The organism is Pseudoalteromonas sp. MTN2-4 (genome assembly GCF_042848605.1).
Lineage (GTDB): Bacteria > Pseudomonadota > Gammaproteobacteria > Enterobacterales > Alteromonadaceae > Pseudoalteromonas.
Genome location: NZ_BTGK01000001.1, coordinates 481,133 through 505,635, shown reverse-complemented (window position 1 = coordinate 505,635; position 24,503 = coordinate 481,133). Strand labels below are relative to the sequence as shown.

Genomic DNA, 24,503 nt, shown 5'->3' with positions numbered 1-24,503 from the left:
GAAAACATAATGACAATTCAAGCTGAGTTAAGATATTTAAGTCAATCAGACCTTAAGCTGTTGGGCGCAGATCACAGTAATGCATTTGTCGAAGCCATTGAAGAAGGGCTTAAACTCCATGCAAATCAAGAGTTTGTGCAACCCCTTAAACCTTACCTAAGGTGGCCTGATGCCCCTCATATTGCAGATCGCATTATTGCGATGCCTTGTTACCTAGGAGGTGACAACCCAATTGCTGGGATCAAATGGATAGGTTCAAGACAACACAACCCGACGAAATATGAGATCCCAAGAGCCAGTGCAGTGATTGTCCTAAATGATGCGCAAACAAATTATCCTGTCGCAATTATGGAGGCCAGCCTAATCAGTGCTATGCGTACAGCAGCAATAACGGGCGTTGCGACTAAATATCTTGCAAAGAAAGATTTTAGTGATGTATCGATTATTGGGTGTGGTCCGATTGCTCAAATGCAAGTGAAAACGCTACTTGAGCAATATCAATCAATTAAGACAATTCATTTATACGACTTATCTGCTATTGCTGCTGATAAATTAATCACACAGTTTGCGCCAGAATATCCACAAGTAAAATTTGAAATTCATCCTTCTGCACAAGCCGCAGTAGAAAAAGCGGATGTGCTCGTGACATGTACTGTGTCGGATGCACCTTATATTCCTTATGAGTGGTTAAAGAAAGGGTGCTTTGTTTCTAATATTTCGATTATGGATATTGAAAAAGACGTTTTTGTTAAAGCAGACAAGGTGATTGTTGATGATTGGGAACAATCGAATCGCGAGAAAAAAGTCATCAATCAGCTCGTAGAAGAGGGTGAGTTCAGTCGTGAACAGTTACATGCTGAATTAGGTGAAATTATTCTTGGGCAAGTTTGTGGTAGAGAGAATGATGATGAAATTATTCTTTTAAATCCGATGGGTATGGCTATTGATGACATAGTTTGTGCGCGTTGGTTCTACCAAGCTGCTATTTCTAAAGATGTTGGTACAAAGTTACCTCTATTTTAAATCACACATAAAATTTGGACTTGTCTACGAAAGATAAGTCCTTTTAATAAACGTCAACATACTTGTAGTTAAGCGGAATTAATAGATGTTTTTTATGCATAGAAACGCTATGTAATAGGGAGTATTGATTGTCAGGGAGACAGCTGCGAATGCGAGTACAAAAAGTATAAGTACTAGGATGCATTTATTAGCAAAGCGTTAAAACGCTTTGCTATATAAAGGAGTAGAAATGACTATATCGGTTAAACGGTATGACCCTCATAAGGCTTTGATTCAAAAGCTAGTTAGTGCACTTTTTTTAGAAAACTATGGAGATTTTCGAAGCCATAGCTTTATTAATAATCATTACCTAAAAGTAAGCCTGAACAAAACAAATAGCCTATTGTTTAATTGCATTGAGCACAAAGGGCAGATGGTGCCATTTAAGGTTGTTGGTAATGAGATCTTGTTACAGAGTGAAGCGCATCCAGCTACAGCCATTGAGCTTGATTCGCTAATGAGCCATTTTATCAGTGCAGATTGGTGGCCAAACTCAGATAGTCTAAGGATCATATCAAAGTGGCAAGAAGTTTTATCAACTGTAAATATTTTGGCTCAGCCTGCACCAGTTCAAAGTCATGCAGAATTACTCGAATGGTTTGCGATTGTTGTTGATAGACCCAATCACCCCTTCGCACATGCCAAAGCAAGCCTCCAGGACATTTTAACGCATTGGCACGGCCAAAATATTCACTGGTGGGCTTTTCCCAAGGCCAGAGTTTTCACTCGCAACGATGAAGATACTGTTCAAACCTTACTTGGTCAGTATGACGCTGCGGCAATCAATCACAAGTTAGCTGAATTACAAGGGGATTATATTGCACTTCCTCTTTTGCCCAGTCAGACAGCCTGCGCATTAAAAATTGAAGATGCCCATGACCTGTGTTTAGTAACACAGCTCGGATATGCAACAAGTTCACTAAGAACCTTTTTTCATCAAGATGACCCTTCAGTTCACATAAAATTAGCGAGCATTGCTACTCCTTTAGGGGCAATGAGAACCATGCCTCCTCGTTATTTATATAATGGAGATTGTGCTTTTCAGTTATTACAGCAAATTGTAAGCCGATCGACATTTTTATCGGATCGAGTAGTTTTATGTGATGAACAGGCTTGGTGGAGTCTAGGCGAAAATGCTGACATGCTGCAATGCAAAGGTGAGATTGGCTTCCAGATAAGGCGCTTTCCAAAAAGTGGTAAGAAATTCATGCTTTCAATGGCGGCATTAAATCATCCAGAGTCTTGGCATATCATTGAGCAAGAGGGAATTTGTCGAACAACACTTTTAAAAAACGTTTGTCGATACTTTGTAAAAATGGGCCTGGAGTTCTTATATTTTGGGGTAGCGCCTGAATGTCATGGACAAAATGTGTCAATCGCCATTAATAGTGAAGATGATTTTGTCTTTGTCTTACGTGATCATGATTCTTTAAGAATTTGTCCAGATCAGTTAGCTGTTCATCAGCTTACTTTGCCTGACTATCAAATTAATTGGCAAACACCAAACACGCTGGTGCTACCAAATTTAACTGAGCTATCTAAATATTTCATCACACTTGGGCTGCAAGTAAACTTATATGCGTTGTCGCAAGCGTTTTCTCCTTACGAAAAAGAATCGCAGTTTTGGCAGCAATTATCAGAAGATATTCAAGAAGCGCTATCGGAGCTTAATAATGCTGCGTTTAGTAACTGGGCCGAGTCTAATTTTATTAAACAACCTAGTTGGCCATTTAAAGAAATTTTAGCGCCATTATTTAGTGCTTCAGATGACGTAACAGGTATGCCCAGTTCAATGGCTACCATTGCGAACCCGTTATACGAGCTAAACACGGTGAAACCGGAGCAAAGTTGTGAAGCGCACTGAGCAACTTTATGTCGTACTGGCAACTCAGTTCTTAGTGACCTTTTCTCTAATGGTACTAATTCCTGTGATGCCAATATATTTGGAGCAGCTCTCGCAATCTAATTCGGTATCGGGCTTAGCGTCAGCAATGGCATTATCAGCGCCAGCTATCGGTGCGTTACTCAGTGCTCCTTTAATTGGCATGTTTGCTGATAAATTTCCGTACAAGCCTGTATTTATGTATTCACTCACTGCTTATTTGGTGTCTTTATTTACCATGGCTTGGTCCGATTCTATCGCGCTTTTTATTGCTGCACGATTTTTACTGGGGTTGTCTGGTGTCGGCTTAATTCTCACTCTTTATTTCAGCCGGGAACTGACACTTAGCCAGGGTCGTCAATTAGCGCTACAGCAACAGGCCATTGCATTGGCCTGTTTAACAGGCCCTATTGTCGGTGGATTCAGCTTGCAGTCTGTTGGAATGGGAACCGTGTTATGGGGGGTCGCTTATTTATCTTTGATATGCCTAACGATATCAATATTTCTGCTGAAAAGTAGGGCTTCGTCTTATGACCATGAATGCCATAAAGATGAGACTGAAGTTGCAAAAAAAACACCTCTATCTTCGCAGATCTGGGTTTGGTTAATCGCGGGTGCTTTATCTCATGCTGGTGCATTTGCGTTGGTTGTCGGATTTGCATTGTTTATGACACAAAACTGGCAAAGCGTTGATACGGCGAGTCAAATAGGCTTGATCCATGCACTTTCATGGTGTGGCACTTTCGCATTAGCTGGGTATTGGGGGCGCAAAATAGAGCTAAAGTTAAGTGCTCAAAGCTTTGCTTTAGGGGCATTAGGATGTGGTTTGTGCATCATTCTTATCGGTATTGCGCCTGCGCTTTGGATAATCGCTGTTTTAAGAATACTTCAAGGCTGCTTTTTCGCGTCCCAAACTCAATGCTTTATCGCACAAATTAATGAAATGAGCTCTCAAGCTCAACAAGGAAAAGCGTTAGGTTTTGCTAAAAGCGCACAAGTCGTCGGGCAGCTCTTAGGCCCCTTTGCTGTAGCGCTTTGCTTTTCTTATTTCGGCGCCGAAAGCGCCTTATGGATAACCGCTGGCTTTTTTATAGCCGCAGCTGCTCTAGTGGCTTTTTTATTATGGTCACTACAAGTAAATTTTAAGGTAAAAACTCAATGAACACTCAATGGACACTACTTGAAACAAAACTGGTTGAACAGTATCTAAATACTTATATCAGGGAATTAGAAATTGACCTTTATCAATCTACTTATGAAGGTCCTTATCAATATGCTATAGGGCTTGCCCACGACAATATATGCGTACTATTTGATCTTCAGCATTTTTCGTTAACGGGTTACCACAGTTACAGCATGCCAATTGCTATTCTTGACTCAAAAAAGTCGACAGTAATTGAAGAGATTGATGTCTTAATCAAACACCTTTGTCAGTCACTTGCTGTTATCAGTTCACCTGAGAAAGCGAGTCAATTTTATGAAAAGGTGAGTAATAGTGTGTACCACTGCCAGCAATATGTTAAAGGAACAAAAACAGAGCTGAACACTCAGCAAACAAAAGAGGCGTTTATTGCCGCAGAGCAAGGAATGTTGCTTGGTCATCCATTTCATGTGACTTCAAAAGCTTGTCAGGGGTTTGATGCTGATGACCTGACTAGATACAGCCCTGAAATGGGCGCGTCGTTTAAGCTACATTACTTCGCAGTGGCGCCACAGTTTTTAAAGCAAAGAGTGATTGAGTCTTACGAAATACCTCTCGATCCAATTATGTTAGAAGAGTCAAAGGCCTTACTTGGTGAGCAGTTTGAAAAGTATCGTTTGCTGCCTTGTCACCCTTGGCAGGCTAATTATTTGTTAGAAAATGAGCAAGTAAAATCTTTCCTGAATGATGGTCTTATGATTTCTCTTGGGCCGATGGGTGAAACCGTTTGGCCAACATCTTCTGTAAGAACAGTATTTGCACCTGAACAAGGGTTATTCATTAAACTGGCTTTAGATGTTCGGATCACAAACTTTATTAGAAATAACCCGCCTAGCCATCTAGAAAGGGCTTTAGATGCCAGTGAGATCATTGTTCAACAAAGTCTTGAAGATGGGATCTCACGATTGAAGTTATTGCCAGAACTGGCATATCAAACAATTGAGAATGACGCATTGGCTGCATCTTTTGCCGTGCTTTATCGTCAGGGCCTTAATGACACTTTACGCTCACAAACCCAGATACTTGGTGCGCTAGTTGAAGAATCTCCAATTAATGGACAAATGCCTTTAACTGACTTCCTAAAAGAAGCTGCTTTGGCCCGTAATACCTCGCTTAACACATCTTTTCTAAGTCAATGGTGGACCGCTTATCTAGAGGCGTCTTTATTACCGACATTAAGATTATTTGCTCGTTCAGGCGTGAGTTTAGAAGCGCATTTGCAAAATTCGTTGATGTGCTTTGAGAATGGGTGGCCGAGTATGTTGGTTGTAAGGGACATGGAAGGATGCAGTATCTCACAAGGCAAGCAACTAAATTTAAGCGTAAATAGTGCAGCAAGTTATTCGGAAGAAGAGTCTTGGTTCCGGTTTAAATATTATGTAGTTATTAACCATATTGCACATGTTTTATCTGCATTAGCGCGTAATCATGCTATCACAGAGCAAACCTTATGGTCAGCAACTCGTCATTTCTTAGAGAGAGTTGATAGTCATGATGAAGCAAAATCATTGGCGGTTGCGCTACTAAATAGTGACACATTACCGGCCAAAGGCAATTTGCTTAGTACGTTACATGGATGCGGAGAAACACCCAAGTGGATTGAAATTAAGAACCCTTTACAGCTAGAAGAATGTAGAGTTTCAAGAGCGGTTGCTGAGTCAGAAGGACGCGTCGTCACGCAATTAATTGAGGCACTCATTTATGAAAAAGTGCTTGTTCAAGAATGGCAAGGTGAAAGACTCATAATTGAATTAAGTGAACAGCTTAAATATGAAATGTGCGCCAAAAAAACCGCACATTTTGATCGAATTCGTATTGAGTCAGATACGTTAACTCGCCATCAAGCTGGGCAAACGCAGGTTGTCTCTTTAAAGCAAGTTATGACAGATTTAGCTGAACTGGAACTGGCTGAAAATGATGTATGGCTCAGATTCTATGATGAGTTACACCATACAATGCAAAAACATGCGCAAGTATTGGCTGCTACAGAAAACCAAACTACGCCTTTAAGAGAAATGGATTACGCACATTGCGAAGCTAAAATAACGAATGGTCACTTATACCACCCAAGCTTTAAATCGCGACTTGGCTTTTCATTAGAAGATAACGCACTATATGGCCCTGAGCTTGCCAAGCCTTTTAACTTGAAATGGGTAGCGATTGAGCTTACTGAATTGAGTGCCAATTTCGGGGAGGGGTATAACCCTTACGCATTAGCAAAAAACCACTTTAATGATGGACAGCTATTACAGATTGAATCTCAACTTCAAGGTTACAACACGAGCCTTGAAAAAGTCATGCTCTTACCTATTCACCCTTGGCAATGGCAGCATATTGCACAACTTTATTTCGTTGGTAATAAAGGTGTTTATCCGCTTGATGTAGAGGGACATCGTTATTTACCACAGCAATCAATTCGTACTTTAAGTGACTTTAGTGATGAGAAAGCTTTATCGGTGAAGCTGGCATTAAGTATTACAAATACATCTACCTCTCGTGTACTTGCACCTCATACCATTGCTAATGCTGGCATGATAAGCGATTGGTTATGTAATTTAGTGGTGCAAAGTGATGCTTGGTTGTCGGTCACAAAGCCGATTATTCTCAGAGAAGTTGCAGGGGTAAGTGTTAAATCGAATCCATTACTCCGGGCCCAATATGGTGCACTAGGTTGTATTTGGCGTGAGAGTATTTTTAAGTACATTAGTAATGACGAATCTGCTGTGCCGGTCACAGGGCTGATGCAAGTTGATGTGGATGGACTGCCTCTAATATCTCCTTGGGTAGAGCAATATGGCTTAATTCCTTGGTTGAGTGAGCTCGTCGATAAAGTATATATCCCTGTAATGCATATGCTTTGGCAACACGGTATTGCTATGGAATCTCATGCGCAAAATATGTTGCTGATCCATAAGCAAGGTCTGCCTGTACAAGTTGCACTAAAAGATTTTCATGATGGCGTGAGGTTTAGTGTTGGGTTATTAGACAAGCCTGAACTCTTACCAAACTTAATTGAATCACCCAAAGAGCATGCCAGAGTAAATCCAAATTCGTTCTTACAAACCGATTGCAAAGATGAATTAAGAGACTTCACGCAAGATGCATTATGTTTTGTGAATTTGGCTGAGTTGGGATGGTTCTTAGAGCGTTATTTTGAACTAGATGGTATTGCATTTTGGTCTCTAGTGAAAAGCCGAATAGAAAACTATCAGAGCATTCATGCTCACTTAAGTGAAAGGTTCGAAGTATTTGATTTCTTTGCCTCAAAAATAGATGTTGAGCAGTTAGCGAGTCGTCGCTTTTTACCAGAGCAGCGTTTGAGGGTCATGTCGGTTGCAAATCCATTAGCACGAACTGGGAGCAAGAATGACTAAAACGTCTTTGAAATCACGCTTAAAGAGTTCCTCAAAGTGTTTTGGAGTATTTAATTCAATACCAAGTACAGTCGCTATTGAACAGTTAGCACTGGCAGGGTACGACTTTATCATTTTCGACTTAGAGCATAGTTTGCATGACATGCGGGATGTTGAAAGTGTACTCCTAGCTGCAAGCTCTGCCTCACTCGATGTGTTAGTAAGAGTACCATCTGGTCGGCTCGATTTAATTGCACCACTACTTGATGCTGGCGCAACAGGCATCGTTGCGCCAATGGTGGAAACGCAGTCAGAAGCTCAAGCTTTGATAGAGCGTTGCTATTATCACCCTTATGGTAAACGAGGGCTTAACTCAACAAGACTTAATGAATATGCCACACGTGATTTATCGCAAAGTTTAATCGAAGCGAATGAAAGGGTCGTTGTGGTAGCAATGATCGAGACAACACTCGGTGTTGAGAATGCAGCGTTGATTGCTGCGACACCTGGGGTAGACGCGCTATTAGAAGGTGCTGCAGATCTCTCTCAGTCATTAGGTATGCCTTGGCAAACACAGCATGAAGATGTTCGTCATGCTGTGACGCAAATAGCAGACGCTTGTGAAGCACAGCAATGCGCATTTCTGGCTATCCCTAGAACAACTCAAATGATGGCTTTTTGGCAAGCAAAGCAAGTAAGTAATTTTGTGCTAGGGGATGACCGCTCAATTTTGCGCAACGCCCATAAAGCCCATATCGCTGAATTCAAAAAGGAACTTAACAAGTGACTATTAATATAGAAAAAGTAGAGCGCTATATTGCAGCGCAATCAGAAGAGGTATGCGCTTTTATCTACGACTTAGAGGGCTTAAATAAGCATATTTCATCGTTGCTTAATCCATTACCAGAAAGCGTGCAGTTTTATTACGCAATTAAGGCCAATAGTGATGAGCAAATGCTTCAAGCTTTACTACCGCATGTATATGGATTCGAAGTCGCTTCTATGGGGGAGATCATAAAAGTTAGATCTATAAGTAAAGATGTCCCCATCGCGTTCGGGGGGCCAGGTAAAACTTTGACTGAACTCAAAACAGCGCTAGAACATAATGTATCGCTCTTTCATCTAGAAAGTCAGCTTCAGCTTGATAGGCTGAATTGGTTAGCTCAACAGCAAGGTAAAGTTATTGATGTTCTGTTAAGAGTCAACCCTAGCTTTTCATTGCCAGATGCCACATTGCAAATGGCAGGTAAGGCAACACAATTTGGTATTGAGCAACCTGAGCTAGAACTACTTCTCGAAAAGGTAGCAGGCTTTGAACACTTGAATATTATCGGTTTTCATTTTCACTGTATTTCTAACAATCTGAATGAAATAACCCATATTAAAGCTGTTGAAAAGTATATTGACACCGCTTTGCAATGGCAGCAGCAGTTCAATTTATCATTGAGAACCATCAATGTAGGCGGGGGAATAGGCGTAGCCTACCAGCCTGAACAAAGGGCTTTTGATTGGTCTCATTACTGTGAGCAACTGAGTAGCTTGTTAAAGAACTATCCGTCTATAAATATAGCTATGGAGTGTGGTCGCTTTGTAAGCGCTTATTGTGGTGTTTACTTAACTGAAGTTACTGATATTAAGAGTAATCATGGTGAAGCGTTTGCTGTTCTTAGGGGAGGAAACCACCACTTTAGGCTGCCATCCTCGTGGCAACACAATCATCCATTCAAAATAATTCCTCGAGAAGCTTGGCCTTTCTCATTTGCTAGACCAGAGCAATCTGATTCACCTATCACTTTATGTGGTGAGTTATGTACGCCAAAAGATGTTTTAGCAAAACAAGTGCAAGTAGAAAAAATTAGGGCAGGAGATGTTGTCATGTTCGAAAAGGCTGGCGCTTATGGTTGGCATATTTCTCATCATGACTTTTTATCACATCCTCATCCTGAGCGTATTTATTTGTAGCTATATATGGCGCTACCGCTTTTTTTAGTGGTAGCTCTTTCACCGGAAATATAAATTTTAAGGAAAAACGTATGCCGTTGAATAAATCAATTCATTTCTTATCACCATATGATCTAAAACCTAACGAAGAAGTGTTACCAGAACGGGCAGTTTGGTTGCAACAAAAGGTAGAACAAGAACAGTTATGGAGAGTGCCAATTACAGTAGATAGACAGACCAATTCAATTATGGATGGTCACCATCGCCACTTGGTTGCATGCCGATTGGGGTTAGCGAAAGTGCCATGCATCTTATTAGATTATGATGAAGTGGAGTTTATTAGCACTCACCCAAGTCGAGCATTAACGCCTAAATGTGTCATTGAACATGCGAAGGCAGGGAAGCGATTACCGCCTAAAAGTACGCGTCACCAATTTTCGCGCCCTTTACCGAATTGCAATATTTCTCTCAACCTATTAGTTGATAATGCTTCTTATTTAGAATAGTATGTCCCCGAAATATAAATAATAATCTTTTTTATTTTTAAGGACTAAAATGATTTACCAAAAATCTCTGCTATGTATCAGCATCTCTTTATTACTAGCAAGTGCATCAGAACGTATTTATGCAGATGACATTGAGCATATCGAAATTCGAGCTGAACGTATGGCTTCGGATCTTAATTCGATAGCACGAAATGTATCTGTGATTGATGAAGAAATGCTAAATACGCAGTTTTCAAGTGCGCAAAACATAGCAGAAGTGTTGGCTAAAACGGTGCCGGGAATGGCACCTCCTACTCCAGCATTGACCAATTTTGGTACAACGCTGAGAGGTCGTAATGCGTTGGTATTGATCGATGGCGTGCCGATGAATACCAACCGCAATATTTCTCGAGATCTTCATAACCTTCACCCCTCGCAAGTAGAAAGAGTCGAAATTTTCCGCGGTGGCAATGCACTATATGGAAGTGGTGCGACAGGTGGCGTAATCTATATTTACACAAAAAGTGGCCAAGAAGAAACTGCGGCAACATCAAGTGTAGAGCTTAAAAATGGCGCATTTATGCTTTCTCAATCACTGTCAGGACAAGTTAACGACTGGTTATATCGTGTCGCGGGGAGTTATGAAAGAGTAGATAGCTTCTCTGATGCTGAAGGTGATAGGTTGGCTGTTGAACCGAGTCAGGGTGATACATTCGACAGTGATATTTATAGTTTTGATATCAAGGTAAGTAAATCGTGGGATCAGCAACAACTATCAATGTCTTTACTGAGTTATGTGCTGGAGCAAGATACTGATTTTGCCTCAGATCCAAGTATTAAAAACTTGCCTTATATCAACAAAGCGCAATCGATTAAAGGTTTACAGTTAGACAAGCAAAATCAAATTAATAACTTGGTTTTTAATATCGGTTATCAGAACCAACTCACTGAGCAACATGCACTTACTGCAAATCTGTATTATCGAGATTATGATGCGCGCTTTGCGCCATTCGATGGTCGACCATTTGCAACGTGGAACCATTTGGCACAAACCTATCTTGAAAGCTCAAATTTCGGTGCAAAATTAACGGTTAATTCTCAATTAAACGATACGATTGAGCTTGATTGGGGTGTTGACCTTCAAGATGAACGCAGTGAGATGCCAGTCACCACGTATGATGGTGAGGTATATGACAATAGTGGTTTCTTGGTGTTTAAAGAAACGGGAGACAAAGCATTCGTACCAGAAATTAGTCACCAGACATCTGCTGCCTTTTTTCAGGTTAGAGCTGAGTTGACGTCTGAATTTGGTCTAGAAGGCGGTGTAAGAACCGAGCGAATAGATGCAAGCTTTGATAGTTTCAATACACTTGGCAAAAACATCGCTATCTCAGGCAGTAGTTATGAATATGACTCAACAGTTTATAACTTAGGTGTTACTTACGACATCAATGACAGCCACACTGTTTATGCTGCATTTAATGAAGGTTATGAATTGCCTGATATAGGTCTACAAATTCGTTATGCTTCAAGTCAGTTTGATTTGAGCCAATCCTCACTAAAACCAATAGAGTCCTATGATAGAGAAATTGGTTGGCGAGGTGAAATCGGTGCTTTCGATTTTAGTGCCGCTTACTTTATTTCTGAGTCTGATCTAGGCCGAGTGAAAAGTGAAGGTATGGGCTTGTCAGTCAGCCGAAACGAGGTTGAAATTGATGGAGTTGAATTAACTTCTGCTTGGGACATCAACCAAGATTTAAGCGCAGAGTTTAGCTATAGCAAAATAAATGGTGACGAAAAAGCACAAAATGCCGATGCATTTCAGCAAATGAACGGTTTTAGCGTTCCACCAAGTAAACTTACTGCTCAGCTAAATTATGACATTTCTAGTGAATGGCGAGCTAACTTAACATTGATGCGAAGTGGAGAGAAAGATTATCGAATTAATGCGAAAAATGCATTTGGTCGCAGAGAAGTAACAAGTTACACCATTGTTGATTTCAATTCCCAGCTAGAGTTGGAACAAGGCGTCCTGACTTTTGGTATTGAAAATGTGTTCAATAAACAGTATTTCCCTGTTTATAGTCAGCTACAAAGAAATGGTAACAATACCAGCTCGATCCCTGGTAGAGGCCGCACTTTCTCGATGAAGTACACCTATAATTGGTAATTGCTATTTATACAGAATAACTTTGATGTTTCTTGAACTTTAAGGTTTTTGTAAAAGCAATAGCATAGTGAGAAGCAAGCTTTACTTCGTTGTAAAGCTTGCTTTTTTATTTTTAAAAAACGCATCTACTGTTGACCACTTCTATAAATTCAACCCATCAAAGTGAATAAGTTACTTAAACTAACTCTTCATTATCGAAGTTCAGTCTTACATTGAGATGAAGGTTAAAAAGTTAACTTTAGTTTCAGCGAAAACATAATATATGAAATTTTTAAAGATGATTTATGGCTACAAACTCTGTATAAACACAGAAAATTTGAATGGGGATGAATATGACTAACATCGCAATTTTTGGCGCCAATGGCCGAATGGGCAAAGTGTTGTGTGAAGCAGCACTTATTTCAGGTAATACTTCACTCGCGGCGGCTTATGTACGTGACCAACATGATTTAATTGGCACTAAAGTGCAGCATTTTATCAATCAGGGTGAAACGAACGTTGCTTTCTCAACAGAAGCTGTGATTGCCGAAGACGTCGATGTAGCCATTGATTTCACTTTACCTGCGGGTATGAAAAAGCACTTAGCAACGGCGCTAGCGCGTAAAACGCCTTTAGTGATTGGCACAACAGGTTTAACCACTGAAGATATGGCTGAGCTTGAACAAGCGGCGAAACATATTCCTATCGTGTTCTCTCGTAATTTCTCTGTTGGTATCAACTTATTAGAAAACCTTGTAAAACAAGCTGCAAAAACGCTGAGCGATGATGTAGACATTGAAGTGTTCGAGTTGCACCACAGACATAAAATCGATGCCCCATCGGGTACTGCTTTAATGATTGGTGAAGCGATAGCTGAGGCTAAAGGCTGGGATCATGATGAAGTTGCTATCTTTGATCGTAGTCAAGGTGAGCATGAAAAATCTCAAAAAGAGATTGGCTATTCTGTCATGCGTGGCGGTGACATAGTAGGTGAACATACGGCTTATTTTGCTGCAGAAGGCGAAAGACTTGAATTAACCCACAAAGCAAGCTCTAAAATGACCTTTGCTAAAGGTGCTGTAAGGGCTGCAGCCTGGTTAAAGGACAAGCCTGTTGGACTTTATACTATGCAAGATGTGCTAGGATTTAGATAGAAAAGTTACTTTTTTAACCGTTTCAAGTAAAAAAACAGTTAAAGGGGATATTTTTAATTTTTTAAGGTTTTTTCATAGACCTTTCTCAAGTTTTCATCTAAAATACTTGGAATTTGCCAAATTTTTATAAGTGGCGTGTTACCAAGCGCTTTTTAAACGGGTATTCCGGCTTTGTTGGCTGGGTCCCGTTTTTTACCATTAGGAGGTTAACTTGACTAAATCCGCTCTGTTAGTCCTAGAAGACGGCACAGTGTTCCGCGGTACAGCTATCGGTGCTGACGGTATGTCAGTTGGTGAAGTTGTATTCAACACTTCGATGACTGGTTATCAGGAAATTTTGACTGATCCATCGTACGCAGAACAGATCGTAACTCTGACTTACCCGCATATCGGTAATACGGGTACTAATAGCGAAGATGAAGAAGCGAACAAAATCTGGGCGAAAGGCCTAGTAATTCGTGATTTACCTTTGCTTGCTAGTAACTTCCGTAACGAGCAATCACTAGATGATTACTTAAAGCAGCGCAATATTTTAGGTATCGCAGATATCGATACACGTAAGTTAACGCGTATTTTACGTGATAAAGGCGCGCAAAACGGTTGTATCATCGCTGGTGATATTGACGAGCAAAAGGCACTAAAAGCTGCACAAGCTTTCCCGGGCCTAAAAGGTATGGATTTAGCCAAAGTTGTGTGTACAAAAGAGCAGTACACATGGAACGAGACAAGCTGGACGCTTGGCGAGGGCTTTAAAACACTTGCTGATGAAGATGCAAAATTCCACGTTGTTGCTTATGACTTCGGTGTGAAGAAAAACATCCTTCGTATGCTAGTAGACCGTGGTTGTAAACTAACAGTTGTTCCTGCAGAAACCTCCGCTGCAGACGTGTTAGCACTAAACCCAGATGGTATTTTCCTTTCAAATGGTCCTGGTGACCCAGCGCCATGTACTTACGCAATCGAAGCAATCAAAACTTTCCTTGAAACAGATACACCAATTTTTGGTATCTGTTTAGGTCACCAGCTTTTAGCCCTAGCTTCAGGTGCGCAGACGGTGAAAATGAAGTTTGGCCACCACGGCGGTAACCACCCGGTTAAAGACCTAGACCGTAATGTTGTTATGATCACTGCGCAAAACCACGGTTTCGCAGCGGATGAAGCAAGTCTGCCAGAAAACTTACGTGCAACGCACGTATCGTTATTCGATGGCACATTACAAGGTATTCACCGTACTGATAAGCCAGCATTTAGCTTCCAAGGTCATCCAGAAGCGAGCCCAGGTCCTCACGACGCTGCGCCACTGTTCGACCATTTCATTGAACTAATGCAAGCACGTAAAGCGTAATTAGAGCGGAGTAACCATGCCAAAACGTACCGACATACAAAGTATTCTAATTTTAGGTGCAGGCCCGATCGTTATCGGTCAGGCGTGTGAGTTTGACTACTCAGGCGCGCAAGCTTGTAAAGCACTTAGAGAAGAGGGTTACCGAGTTATCCTAGTTAACTCAAACCCTGCAACTATCATGACTGACCCTGAAATGGCTGATGCGACTTACATCGAGCCAATTCACTGGGAAGTTGTTGAGCGTATCATTGAAAAAGAAAAGCCAGATGCTGTATTACCTACTATGGGTGGTCAGACTGCTCTTAACTGTGCACTTGACCTAGACAAGCACGGCGTACTTGCAAAGCATGGCGTTGAGCTAATTGGTGCAACAGCAGATGCAATCGACAAAGCAGAAAACCGTGAGCGTTTTGATGCTGCGATGAAGGCAATTGGCCTTGAGTGTCCTCGCGCAGAAATCGCACACTCAATGGATGAAGCACGTGACACGTTAACACGTATCGGCTTCCCATGTATTATTCGTCCTTCTTTCACCATGGGTGGTACCGGTGGTGGTGTTGCTTACAACATGGAAGAGTTCGAAGAGATCTGTACCCGTGGCCTTGATCTTTCACCGACTAGCGAGCTTCTTATTGATGAAAGCTTACTAGGTTGGAAAGAGTACGAGATGGAAGTTGTTCGTGACAAAAATGACAACTGTATCATCGTATGTTCTATCGAGAACTTCGACCCAATGGGTGTTCACACAGGTGACTCAATCACTGTAGCACCAGCACAAACACTAACTGATAAAGAATACCAGCTAATGCGTAACGCATCGATGGCAGTTCTTCGTGAGATCGGTGTTGAAACAGGTGGTTCAAATGTACAGTTTGGTGTAAATCCAGATGATGGCCGTATGGTTATCATTGAGATGAACCCGCGTGTATCTCGTTCATCTGCACTTGCATCAAAAGCAACTGGTTTCCCAATTGCTAAAATCGCTGCAAAATTAGCAGTAGGTTACACGTTAGACGAGCTTCAAAACGACATCACAGGTGGCGCAACACCTGCATCTTTCGAGCCGTCAATTGACTACGTTGTAACTAAGATCCCTCGTTTCAATTTTGAAAAATTTGCAGGCTCTAACGACCGTCTAACGACTCAAATGAAGTCGGTAGGTGAAGTGATGGCAATCGGCCGTAACCAGCAAGAGTCACTTCAAAAAGCACTTCGTGGCTTAGAAGTTGGTGCAACGGGTTTGAACCCAGTTGTAGCACTAGATGACCCTAGCGCGAAAGAAAAAATCGTCCGTGAACTACGTGAGCCAGGCGCAGAGCGTATTTGGTACGTTGCTGATGCAATGCGTCATGGCATGAGCGTTGAAGATGTATTCGAGTTGACTAAGATTGACCGTTGGTACCTAGTGCAAATCGAAGACATTATCAAAGACGAAGCGAAAATCGTTGAAGGCGGCATGGCTGGCCTGAACAAAGATTTCTTACGCCGTTTGAAGCGTAAAGGTTTTGCTGATGCACGTATCGCAGAGCTACTTGGTGTAAGCGAGTCTGAAGTACGTAAGAAGCGTCATACGCTAGAAGTTCTTCCTGTATACAAGCGCGTAGATACGTGTGCGGCAGAATTTAGCTCAGACACAGCTTACATGTACTCATCATACGATGAAGAGTGTGAAGCGAACCCATCAGACAAAGACAAGATCATGGTTATCGGCGGTGGTCCTAACCGTATCGGTCAAGGCATCGAATTCGATTACTGTTGTGTACACGCAGCCCTTGCAATGCGTGAAGATGGTTACGAAACGATTATGGTTAACTGTAACCCTGAGACAGTTTCTACCGACTACGATACATCAGACCGTCTATTTTTCGAGCCTATCACGCTAGAAGACGTACTAGAAATCGTTCGTGTTGAAAAGCCAAAAGGCGTTATCGTGCAGTACGGTGGTCAAACACCACTTAAACTAGCCCGTGAACTTGAAGCGAACGGCGTGCCAATCATTGGTACTTCACCAGATGCAATCGACCGTGCAGAAGACCGTGAGCGCTTCCAGCAAATGGTTGAGCGTTTAGACCTTCTTCAGCCAGAGAATGCAACGGTTACTTCACTAGAAGAAGCAGTGGCTAAGTCTCAAGAAATCGGTTTCCCACTAGTTGTTCGTCCTTCATACGTACTGGGCGGTCGTGCGATGGAAATCGTATACGACGAAGACGATTTACGTCGTTACATGACTGAAGCGGTACAAGCGTCTAACGAAGCGCCAGTACTACTTGACCGTTTCCTAGATGACGCGATTGAAATCGACGTGGATGCTATCTGTGACGGTGAGCAAGTTATCATTGGTGGTATCATGGAGCACATCGAGCAAGCAGGTGTTCACTCAGGTGACTCAGCATGTTCACTTCCAGCTTACTCATTAAGCCCTGAAATCCAAGACCGCATGCGTGACCAAGTAACACGCATGGCGTTAGAGCTTGGCGTTGTGGGTCTAATGAATACTCAGTTTGCTGTTAAAGATGGCGAAGTATACCTAATCGAGGTTAACCCTCGTGCAGCGCGTACTGTACCATTTGTATCTAAGGCAACGGGTGTTGCACTGGCTAAAGTAGCTGCACGTTGTATGGCGGGTCAGTCACTTGCAAGCCAAGGCGTAACGAAAGAAATCATTCCACCTTACTACAGCGTAAAAGAAGTGGTACTTCCATTCGCTAAGTTCCCTGGCGTTGACCCAATGCGTGGTCCTGAAATGCGCTCAACAGGTGAAGTAATGGGTGTGGGTGACACATTCGCTGAAGCATTCGCTAAAGCACAGCTTGGTGCAGGTAACGTAATGCCACGTGGTGGTCGTGCGCTACTTTCAGTTCGTAACAGCGATAAGAAGCGTATCGTTGAGCTTGCTCGAACGATGCGTGAATTAGGCTTTGAACTAGACGCAACTGGCGGTACTGCGAAAGCATTAGAAGACGCAGGTATTGAAGCTCGTCGTGTAAACAAAGTATTTGAAGGTCGTCCTCATATTCTTGACCGTATAAAAAATGGTGAATATAGCTACATTGTAAACACGACTGAAGGTCGTCAAGCAATCGAAGACTCTAAAGTACTTCGTCGTGGTGCACTACAGGGCAAAGTGAACTACACAACAACGCTTAATGCTGCATTTGCTAACTGTAAAGCAAATTCTGCAGATGACCGTGCAACGGTTTCTTCAGTACAAGAGCTACACAAGCGCGTAAATTAATTGTCGAAGCATTGCCTAGTCTATGCATCGTGATATAGACTTAGCCAATTAATTGAAATATTAAAGCCCGGTTTTACCGGGCTTTTACTTCTGTACTTCTGGGAAAGAATGACAATGCAACAAACTCCGATGACAGTACGTGGTGAGCAACTACTACGTGAAGAGCTAAACGAATTAAAAACAGTTCGTCGTCCTAAAATCGTGGCTGACATTGCGGAAGCCCGTGAACACGGTGACTTAAAAGAAAACGCGGAATACCATGCTGCTCGTGAAGAGCAGGGTTTCTGTGAAGGTCGTATTCAAGAAATTGAAGCAAAACTGTCGACTGTACAAATTATTGACGTTACTAAGATGCAAAATAACGGCAAAGTTATTTTCGGCTCAACAGTGACAATCGTGAATTGTGATACAGACGAAGAGACAACATACAGAATTGTTGGTGATGATGAAGCAGACATCAAGAGCAATCTTATCTCGTTTAATTCACCGATTGCGCGTGGCTTAATTGGTAAAGAATTAGATGATGCAGTAACAATCAAAACACCAAACGGTGACGTTGAATTCGAAATTATTGAAGTAGAGTATATCTAACTTCAATGACTTCTTGCTCTGCATACTTTAAAAAGCCAAGCATTCGCTTGGTTTTTTTATGCCTGTAATACGGTGTAATTGCAAAATTTGCATGATGGATTAGGGTTTATATACCAACAAGGAGTGTTATTATGGTTGTAAATACCCGTCTTCAATTTGATTTGCATCACGCATTTTTTGATGCATTACTCGACAAAGTTTCAGCACTAATTTCTGTAAATTCTCTGACTCAATTCCATTATTGTGAGTTTAGAAAGCAACCTCAAGTGACACAACTACCTAGTCAGAGAGTGTTCTATGGCGGAAGGTTTTACAAAGCATGTGATGGCACTGATGCCTTTTATGAAGCGCTGCTGTTAAATGATAAAAATGAACATTGGTTTGCTTCACTTGATGAAATAAAGTCTTTTTTAAATCAGCATAATATGAATGCCACTTTTATTGAGCTTGCACCAAACCAAACGGTGATACCAAGTTTTCAAAAAACGAATATGAATTTAGTGACAGCTTCTTTGCTGTTGCAATGGTTTAACTTTGGTCCATTTGGTTTTCATATTGAATGGCTTAAAGAAATGCCGAACTATAATGGCAGTTATATTACTAGGTCATTACTTTATCTAGATAAAAGCTTATCTGAACAAGAATGGTTACTTGGTTATGGGCTACATTCGAACATAATGCCTATTTCAGGCAATCAGCCTGCAATACACCAAATCATGAACAGCTTAGACATATGCCGACCAATTTGTATTTTGGATGCACATTTACCGATAGCTTATATTAATGGCATCACAGCAGCTCTGGTTTTTAATGAGCTAAAAAAGAAAGGGGATTCACCCTATACAGATTTCACTACGTTTCAGAATCAATTAGATGAACAAGGAGGACTGTTTGATAAGCAATTGCTGTGGCTGATTGATATTCTCCCAGATGAGCAGTTACTTCGGCAAGTATCTCATTTACTCTCAACCATAGATGATACTTTATGTAAAAGTGAAGAAGCAGGGTTCAGCTTGATATTGGTGAATGACACACACATATTCTCTAGAGCGATTATTGATTATTACCAAGACAACTTATTGCCAGTAAAAATAGAAAGTGTTGAGCAGGCAACTAATAATGAAAACTATGAGGCTAAAATGGCCCCAGAGTACCCAATTGAGCCTTTATCTCCATTCAGAGAACTTTTCTCGGTGATGAAAGCTCAAGAATGGAATAAAGAACAACGGATCAGTATGCAAGCTTTTTGCACTGAGACTTCAGGGAGTGGAGGGGATTTTCAAAGTTACCTTGTTTTGAATGAGGACCCACTTAATGCCTATAAAGAGGATTTACTGTCAATTCAAATACTAGGCAAGACAGACACAATTGAAGGGGTCCTTTGACCCCGAAAAGCATATTAAAGCTACCAACTCCCTGTATTTTCCATGTCTACCCATGGCTGTTGAAGTGGTAGAGAATCACCTTTTTGTAATAGCTCGATAGAAATTCCATCAGGTGATCTAACAAATGCCATATGGCCGCAACGAGGTGGGCGATTTATTGTGACACCTGCATCCATGAGTTTTTGACAAAGCGCATAAATATTCTCAACTGCAAATGCTAAATGCCCGAAATTTCTGCCGCCTGTGTATTCTTCGGTATCCCAATTATAGGTTAGCTCAATTGTAGGGCTAAACGTTTGCTTAGCCGTTTCAAGCTGGCCGGGCGCCGCTAAATAAACTAACGTAAACCTGCCAGCTTCGCTGTCATAACGTTTCACTTCATGAAGGCCTAATAGATCACAGTAGAATGCGAGTGATGCGTCTAGGTCTTTAACGCGCACCATAGTATGTAAAAATTCCATCATTGCTCCTAATCAACTTTGTGACGGACCCCATTAAACGAATAAAGTCTCAGGTTGGTTTGAAAAATCAGTTAAATGTTCTAACTTAAATTAATTACGACGCGTAGCTTAACGGACTATACTTATCTAGGGTAGCCCAGATGAGTATGCAAGGGATATAAATGGCCAAATTAACCATTACCAGTGATAACAAAGTCATAGATAGCATGACTGATATTGTTGCATGCTTAAATACCAGTGACTCAATTCAGAGATTCCTACTTGACATCCATTGTATTTTACAAAAAGTGACTTACGCCGATAATTTCTATGTGGTGTTATTCAAAAATAATGGTGAGCTGTCTTTTCCGTACTTTCATGATGTCAAAGACGACATTCGGGCAGAAGATTTAGAAGATATTAAGTTTGAACAAATTAAAAAGACACTTACAGCCTATGCGTTAGAGCAAAAGACAATCTGTAACTTTACTGATGTAGAAATACAGCAGTTAATTGATGCTGGCACATTACAAGTGTTAGGCACAATTCCTCAACAGTGGCTTTGCTTTCCATTAAAAAATCGAAATCACTTTCTCGGCGCCTTCATAATTCAATCTTACCGTCGAAATGATGAATACTCTGGCGTTATTGTTGATGTACTTTACACCATTAGTCATGTCATCTCTTCTGCGCTAGATGCATTTAATAACCAACAAGCGTTGCTCGAAGCCAACCAAACCTTGCAAGATTACCAAGCTGAATTAGAAAAACATGTTGCAGCTAGAACCCAAGAGCTGCAGCAAAGCTTAGAAGACTTACAATATGAGGTTGAGAAAAGCGAAAAGCTACAATCACAACTAGAATATGAATCTCTGCATGACAACCTCACAAACTTGGCGAATCGGAAGTATCTATTCAAAGAGCTGTCACGATTAGCCTCAAAATCTGAACGAAACAAAATTGAAGTATATGTGTTGTACCTGGATTTAGATGACTTTAAGCCGATAAACGATAAGTTTGGTCATAAAAGTGGTGACTTGGTTTTAAGAACCGTTGCACAAAGGTTGACCAGTGAAGTGAGGGGGTATGACTTGGTTGCCAGAATTGGTGGTGATGAATTTGTGGTATTACTGATGGAGCCGTTACACTTTGGCGTGCTCGATCAGCTTTGTCAACGACTGTTACGCAGTATTCAACAGCCGATACAATTAGAGTCAGAGCAAGTGGTTAACTGTGGCTGTAGCATAGGTGTAGCAGGAAATTATACTCAACAATTTACTGCTGAAAATTTACTGCACCAAGCGGATCAGTCCTTGTATGCGGCTAAAAATAAAGGCAAAAACCAAGTTCACTTTGCTATGAGTCATGAGCAATAGGTTTAACTTGCTTTATCTTTTAGTTGCTTTAGGATCAAACTCAAACGTTTTTTAAATACCTTGATATGATCCTAAGACTGTTACTTCTATGTTGTTTACTCTCTCCAAGCCTAGCTAAGGCGATAGAGGTATTAGACCTTTATGAGAGTACGCTCTATATTGATGATAAAACGCGTTCCAGTCGCGTAGAAGCCAGTAAAGCGGCGCTTACCCATGTGATCAAAAAGCTCACAGGTAAGTCAGAAGTAGATTCTCACCCTTTAATCCGCCAAGCAATGCGCTCAATTTCTGACTATATGTTGAAGTATGAGTATCTAGAAACGCGTGATGGTGAACTACAGATCAAAGTAAAATTCGAAGCGCAAAAAGTCGAAGAGTTGGTTCAAGATGCAAATCTACCTTTATGGGGTAATAGGCGACCTAAGATTGCCATTTGGCTTGCGATTGAAGATGGTTTTCGTAGAGACTTCGTGACCCAAGAAAGCTACCCTCAGTTAGAGCGTCTTATTTATGATACAGCTCAGGATTGGGGAGTCCCTGTGGTTGTGCCATTGATGGATTTAGAAGATAGAAGCAAAGTGGGCATTGCAGAGGTCTGGGGTAACTTTTCAGAACCAGTTGAAATTGCGTCGATGCGTTATCAAGCCGAGCGGGTGATCACAGCAAGAATGTTCAAACCAGAAGCCAGCGATTTTTGGCAACTAGAGTGGCGTTATACCGACGCTGAATTATTTGAATCTAATCAGTTAGTCGGTGATAAGCAACAGGTGCTTATTCAAATGGTTAATAACTTCTCTGGTGCTTTGGTAAAGCAGTTTGCTATTGACCCAAATAAAACTTATGCATCGGCAAGTTCAGTTCTGACAGTCGATAAATTATCTGACTTTGTGACCATAGAGCAGGCGAGAAGGCAGCTTATTAGTATTAGTACTGTTGTTGAAGTGGATGTCATAGAGCGTACGAATGATGCGGTAAAGTTTTTAGTTGAACACACTTCAGATGTCACAGACCTAGTTAAAGCGATAAAACTCGAGCAAAGCTTTACGCCTTTTGTAGACCCAAGAGCATTTTATCAACTTGAAGACAGCCATAACCTTAAGTATTCATGGGTAGGCGAATAATGCAGTTAGAGCCAATGCAAATGGCTTTGCCAGTGACTTTACCTGATGATGAAACATTCAGTGCCTATTTTGGTGGGGAAGAGTCTCTCGAAGTAAATCACTTAAAGGCGACATTAGAGAATCGCAATGAAGATTTTCAATTTACTTATCTTTGTGGCTTAGCTGACTCAGGTAAGTCTCATTTACTTTATGCCACTTGTATTGCAGCACAAGAATTAGGCTTATCGACCATGTTGTTGAGCCTGAGAGAAGTGATAAGTTTTGGCCCTGAAGTACTCGATGGTTTAGAGTCTTTAGATGTACTGTGTATAGATGATGTGCACTTAGTTGCTGGTGTTGATGTGTGGGAAAAAGCGCTATTTAACTTTTTCAATCGTTTTAATGAAAAAGGTAAGTGTTTAGTGGTCACGGCAGACTTGTTGCCAGATATGCTACATATCAACTTACCTGATTTAGAGTCTCGTTTGAAGTGGGGCACAACTTTCCAAATTCGCTCAATGAGTGATGATGATAAAGCGGAAGCATTAGTTAAACGCGCTAACATGCGCGGCCTTGAGTTAACCGACGAATGTGCGCGTTTTTTACTGACTAGACTAAGTCGTGATATGCGCGCTTTACTCGATATTTTAGACAGACTCGATCATGCATCCATGGCTGCACAAAGAAAACTCACAATTCCTTTCATAAAAGCCACTTTAAAACTGTAGAAGGGCTAGAATCCAGCCCTTGCTTTCAGTTATCATTGTCGATTAATAAACAGCAAATTACCTCAATAAAGATCAGGTAGAAAATGAACTTAGAGAATATCTTAGCCGAAGCGCTTGAAGCCGTTTCGAGCGCGAGCGAAATTGCGCATCTAGAAGATGTACGCGTAAAATACCTTGGTAAAAAAGGCGAGATCACAGGTCTTTTAAAGACTTTAGGTAAATTAGCACCAGAAGAGCGTAAAGACGCAGGTGCTGTGATCAACAAAGCCAAAACGCAAGTACAAGACGCAATTAACGAAAAGAGAGAAGCATTGGTTGCTGCTGAGCTTGAAAAGAAACTCGCTGCAGAAACAATTGATGTGACTTTACCAGGTCGTGTAATGCCGACAGGGGGCATTCACCCAGTAACTCGTACAATTGAAAGAATTGAAACTTTCTTTGGCGAGTTAGGTTTTGCTGTTAAATCTGGTCCTGAAGTTGAAGACGACTTCCACAACTTTGATGCACTGAATATTCCTGAGCATCACCCTGCACGAGCTGATCACGATACTTTCTATTTTAACCCTAAGTTGGTTTTACGTACGCAAACAAGTGGTGTGCAGATCCGTACTATGGAAACTGAACAGCCGCCACTACGTATTATCTCTCCAGGCCGTGTTTACCGTAACGATTACGACCAAACACATACGCCAATGTTCCACCAAGTTGAAGGCCTAATGGTTGATACTGATGTGAGCTTTACTGAACTGAAAGGTATTTTGCACGACTTCCTTCGCAACTTCTTTGAAGAAGATATGGAAATCCGTTTCCGTCCATCTTACTTCCCGTTCACAGAGCCTTCTGCTGAAGTAGACGTAAAAGGTAAAAACGGTAAATGGTTAGAAGTATTAGGCTGCGGTATGGTGCATCCAAACGTACTAAAATCTGTTGGCATTGACCCAGAAAAATACACAGGCTTTGCATTCGGCATGGGCGTTGAGCGTTTAACTATGCTTCGCTACGGTGTGAACGACTTACGTGCGTTCTTCGAAAATGACATGAAATTCCTAAACCAATTCAGATAAGAGCGGAAGAAA

At 41.3% G+C, this 24,503-nt stretch carries 18 protein-coding genes; 17 read left to right on the top strand and 1 reads right to left on the bottom strand.

All coding sequences use genetic code 11. The features are described from left to right. The first annotated feature begins 9 nt into the window (after positions 1–9). The 13 genes from sbnB to ACGHEH_RS02320 all read left to right on the top strand — a co-directional run bounded on the left by sbnB (position 10) and on the right by ACGHEH_RS02320 (position 19,783). Positions 10–1,023, top strand: a complete 1,014-nt coding sequence (sbnB, locus tag ACGHEH_RS02380) for a 2,3-diaminopropionate biosynthesis protein SbnB (RefSeq protein ID WP_390441506.1) — start codon at positions 10–12, stop codon at positions 1,021–1,023. A 229-nt stretch (positions 1,024–1,252) separates the two neighbouring features. Then, positions 1,253–2,926, top strand: coding sequence for an IucA/IucC family protein (locus ACGHEH_RS02375; RefSeq protein ID WP_390441504.1), 1,674 nt, complete (start codon positions 1,253–1,255; stop codon positions 2,924–2,926). After that, on the top strand, positions 2,913–4,106 hold the full coding sequence (locus ACGHEH_RS02370; RefSeq protein WP_390441502.1) for an MFS transporter: 1,194 nt from the start codon (positions 2,913–2,915) through the stop codon (positions 4,104–4,106). Before ACGHEH_RS02375 ends, ACGHEH_RS02370 begins: the two co-directional genes overlap by 14 nt. Then, positions 4,103–7,519 (top strand): IucA/IucC family protein, encoded by a 3,417-nt coding sequence (locus tag ACGHEH_RS02365; RefSeq protein WP_390441500.1) that lies wholly within the window; start codon positions 4,103–4,105, stop codon positions 7,517–7,519. Before ACGHEH_RS02370 ends, ACGHEH_RS02365 begins: the two co-directional genes overlap by 4 nt. Then, positions 7,512–8,285 carry an HpcH/HpaI aldolase/citrate lyase family protein gene (locus ACGHEH_RS02360; protein WP_390441497.1) on the top strand — a complete coding sequence of 258 codons (774 nt, stop codon included), beginning with the start codon at positions 7,512–7,514 and terminating at the stop codon, positions 8,283–8,285. The genes ACGHEH_RS02365 and ACGHEH_RS02360 overlap by 8 nt, the downstream gene beginning before the upstream one ends. Beyond that, a complete protein-coding gene (locus tag ACGHEH_RS02355; RefSeq protein WP_390441495.1) occupies positions 8,282–9,460 on the top strand; it encodes a type III PLP-dependent enzyme in 1,179 nt (392 codons plus the stop codon). Before ACGHEH_RS02360 ends, ACGHEH_RS02355 begins: the two co-directional genes overlap by 4 nt. A 71-nt stretch (positions 9,461–9,531) precedes the next feature. Next, on the top strand, positions 9,532–9,945 hold the full coding sequence (locus tag ACGHEH_RS02350) for a ParB N-terminal domain-containing protein (protein WP_390441492.1): 414 nt from the start codon (positions 9,532–9,534) through the stop codon (positions 9,943–9,945). Positions 9,946–9,994: 49 nt separating this feature from the next. Next, the gene (locus ACGHEH_RS02345; protein ID WP_390441490.1) at positions 9,995–12,094 is read left to right on the top strand and encodes a TonB-dependent receptor; all 2,100 of its coding nucleotides are present in this window, start codon (positions 9,995–9,997) and stop codon (positions 12,092–12,094) included. A gap of 326 nt (positions 12,095–12,420) precedes the next feature. Further along, positions 12,421–13,227 carry a 4-hydroxy-tetrahydrodipicolinate reductase gene (dapB, locus tag ACGHEH_RS02340; RefSeq protein ID WP_390441488.1) on the top strand — a complete coding sequence of 269 codons (807 nt, stop codon included), beginning with the start codon at positions 12,421–12,423 and terminating at the stop codon, positions 13,225–13,227. Positions 13,228–13,438: 211 nt separating this feature from the next. Beyond that, positions 13,439–14,572 carry a glutamine-hydrolyzing carbamoyl-phosphate synthase small subunit gene (carA, locus tag ACGHEH_RS02335; protein ID WP_390441486.1) on the top strand — a complete coding sequence of 378 codons (1,134 nt, stop codon included), beginning with the start codon at positions 13,439–13,441 and terminating at the stop codon, positions 14,570–14,572. Positions 14,573–14,588: 16 nt separating this feature from the next. Next, a complete protein-coding gene (gene carB, locus ACGHEH_RS02330) occupies positions 14,589–17,807 on the top strand; it encodes a carbamoyl-phosphate synthase large subunit (protein ID WP_138568078.1) in 3,219 nt (1,072 codons plus the stop codon). A 114-nt stretch (positions 17,808–17,921) separates the two neighbouring features. Next, positions 17,922–18,398, top strand: a complete 477-nt coding sequence (greA, locus tag ACGHEH_RS02325) for a transcription elongation factor GreA (protein ID WP_130256981.1) — start codon at positions 17,922–17,924, stop codon at positions 18,396–18,398. 131 nt (positions 18,399–18,529) lie between these two features. After that, a complete protein-coding gene (locus ACGHEH_RS02320) occupies positions 18,530–19,783 on the top strand; it encodes a hypothetical protein (protein ID WP_390441482.1) in 1,254 nt (417 codons plus the stop codon). Positions 19,784–19,803: 20 nt separating this feature from the next. On the opposite strand, the gene ACGHEH_RS02315 is transcribed toward ACGHEH_RS02320, so the two are convergent. Next, positions 19,804–20,244, bottom strand: coding sequence for a VOC family protein (locus tag ACGHEH_RS02315; RefSeq protein ID WP_390442392.1), 441 nt, complete (start codon positions 20,242–20,244; stop codon positions 19,804–19,806). A 161-nt stretch (positions 20,245–20,405) separates the two neighbouring features. Between ACGHEH_RS02315 and ACGHEH_RS02310 the strand changes: the two genes are divergently transcribed. The 4 genes from ACGHEH_RS02310 (at position 20,406) to pheS (ending at position 24,491) form a co-directional block, all read left to right on the top strand. Then, positions 20,406–21,599, top strand: coding sequence for a diguanylate cyclase (locus ACGHEH_RS02310; RefSeq protein WP_390441480.1), 1,194 nt, complete (start codon positions 20,406–20,408; stop codon positions 21,597–21,599). A 65-nt stretch (positions 21,600–21,664) separates the two neighbouring features. Then, positions 21,665–22,720 carry a DUF2066 domain-containing protein gene (locus tag ACGHEH_RS02305; RefSeq protein ID WP_390441476.1) on the top strand — a complete coding sequence of 352 codons (1,056 nt, stop codon included), beginning with the start codon at positions 21,665–21,667 and terminating at the stop codon, positions 22,718–22,720. Then, positions 22,717–23,427, top strand: a complete 711-nt coding sequence (gene hda / locus ACGHEH_RS02300; RefSeq protein WP_390442390.1) for a DnaA regulatory inactivator Hda — start codon at positions 22,717–22,719, stop codon at positions 23,425–23,427. Before ACGHEH_RS02305 ends, hda begins: the two co-directional genes overlap by 4 nt. An 83-nt stretch (positions 23,428–23,510) precedes the next feature. Continuing rightward, positions 23,511–24,491, top strand: coding sequence for a phenylalanine--tRNA ligase subunit alpha (gene pheS, locus ACGHEH_RS02295; protein ID WP_058030551.1), 981 nt, complete (start codon positions 23,511–23,513; stop codon positions 24,489–24,491). The last annotated feature ends 12 nt before the right edge of the window (positions 24,492–24,503 follow it).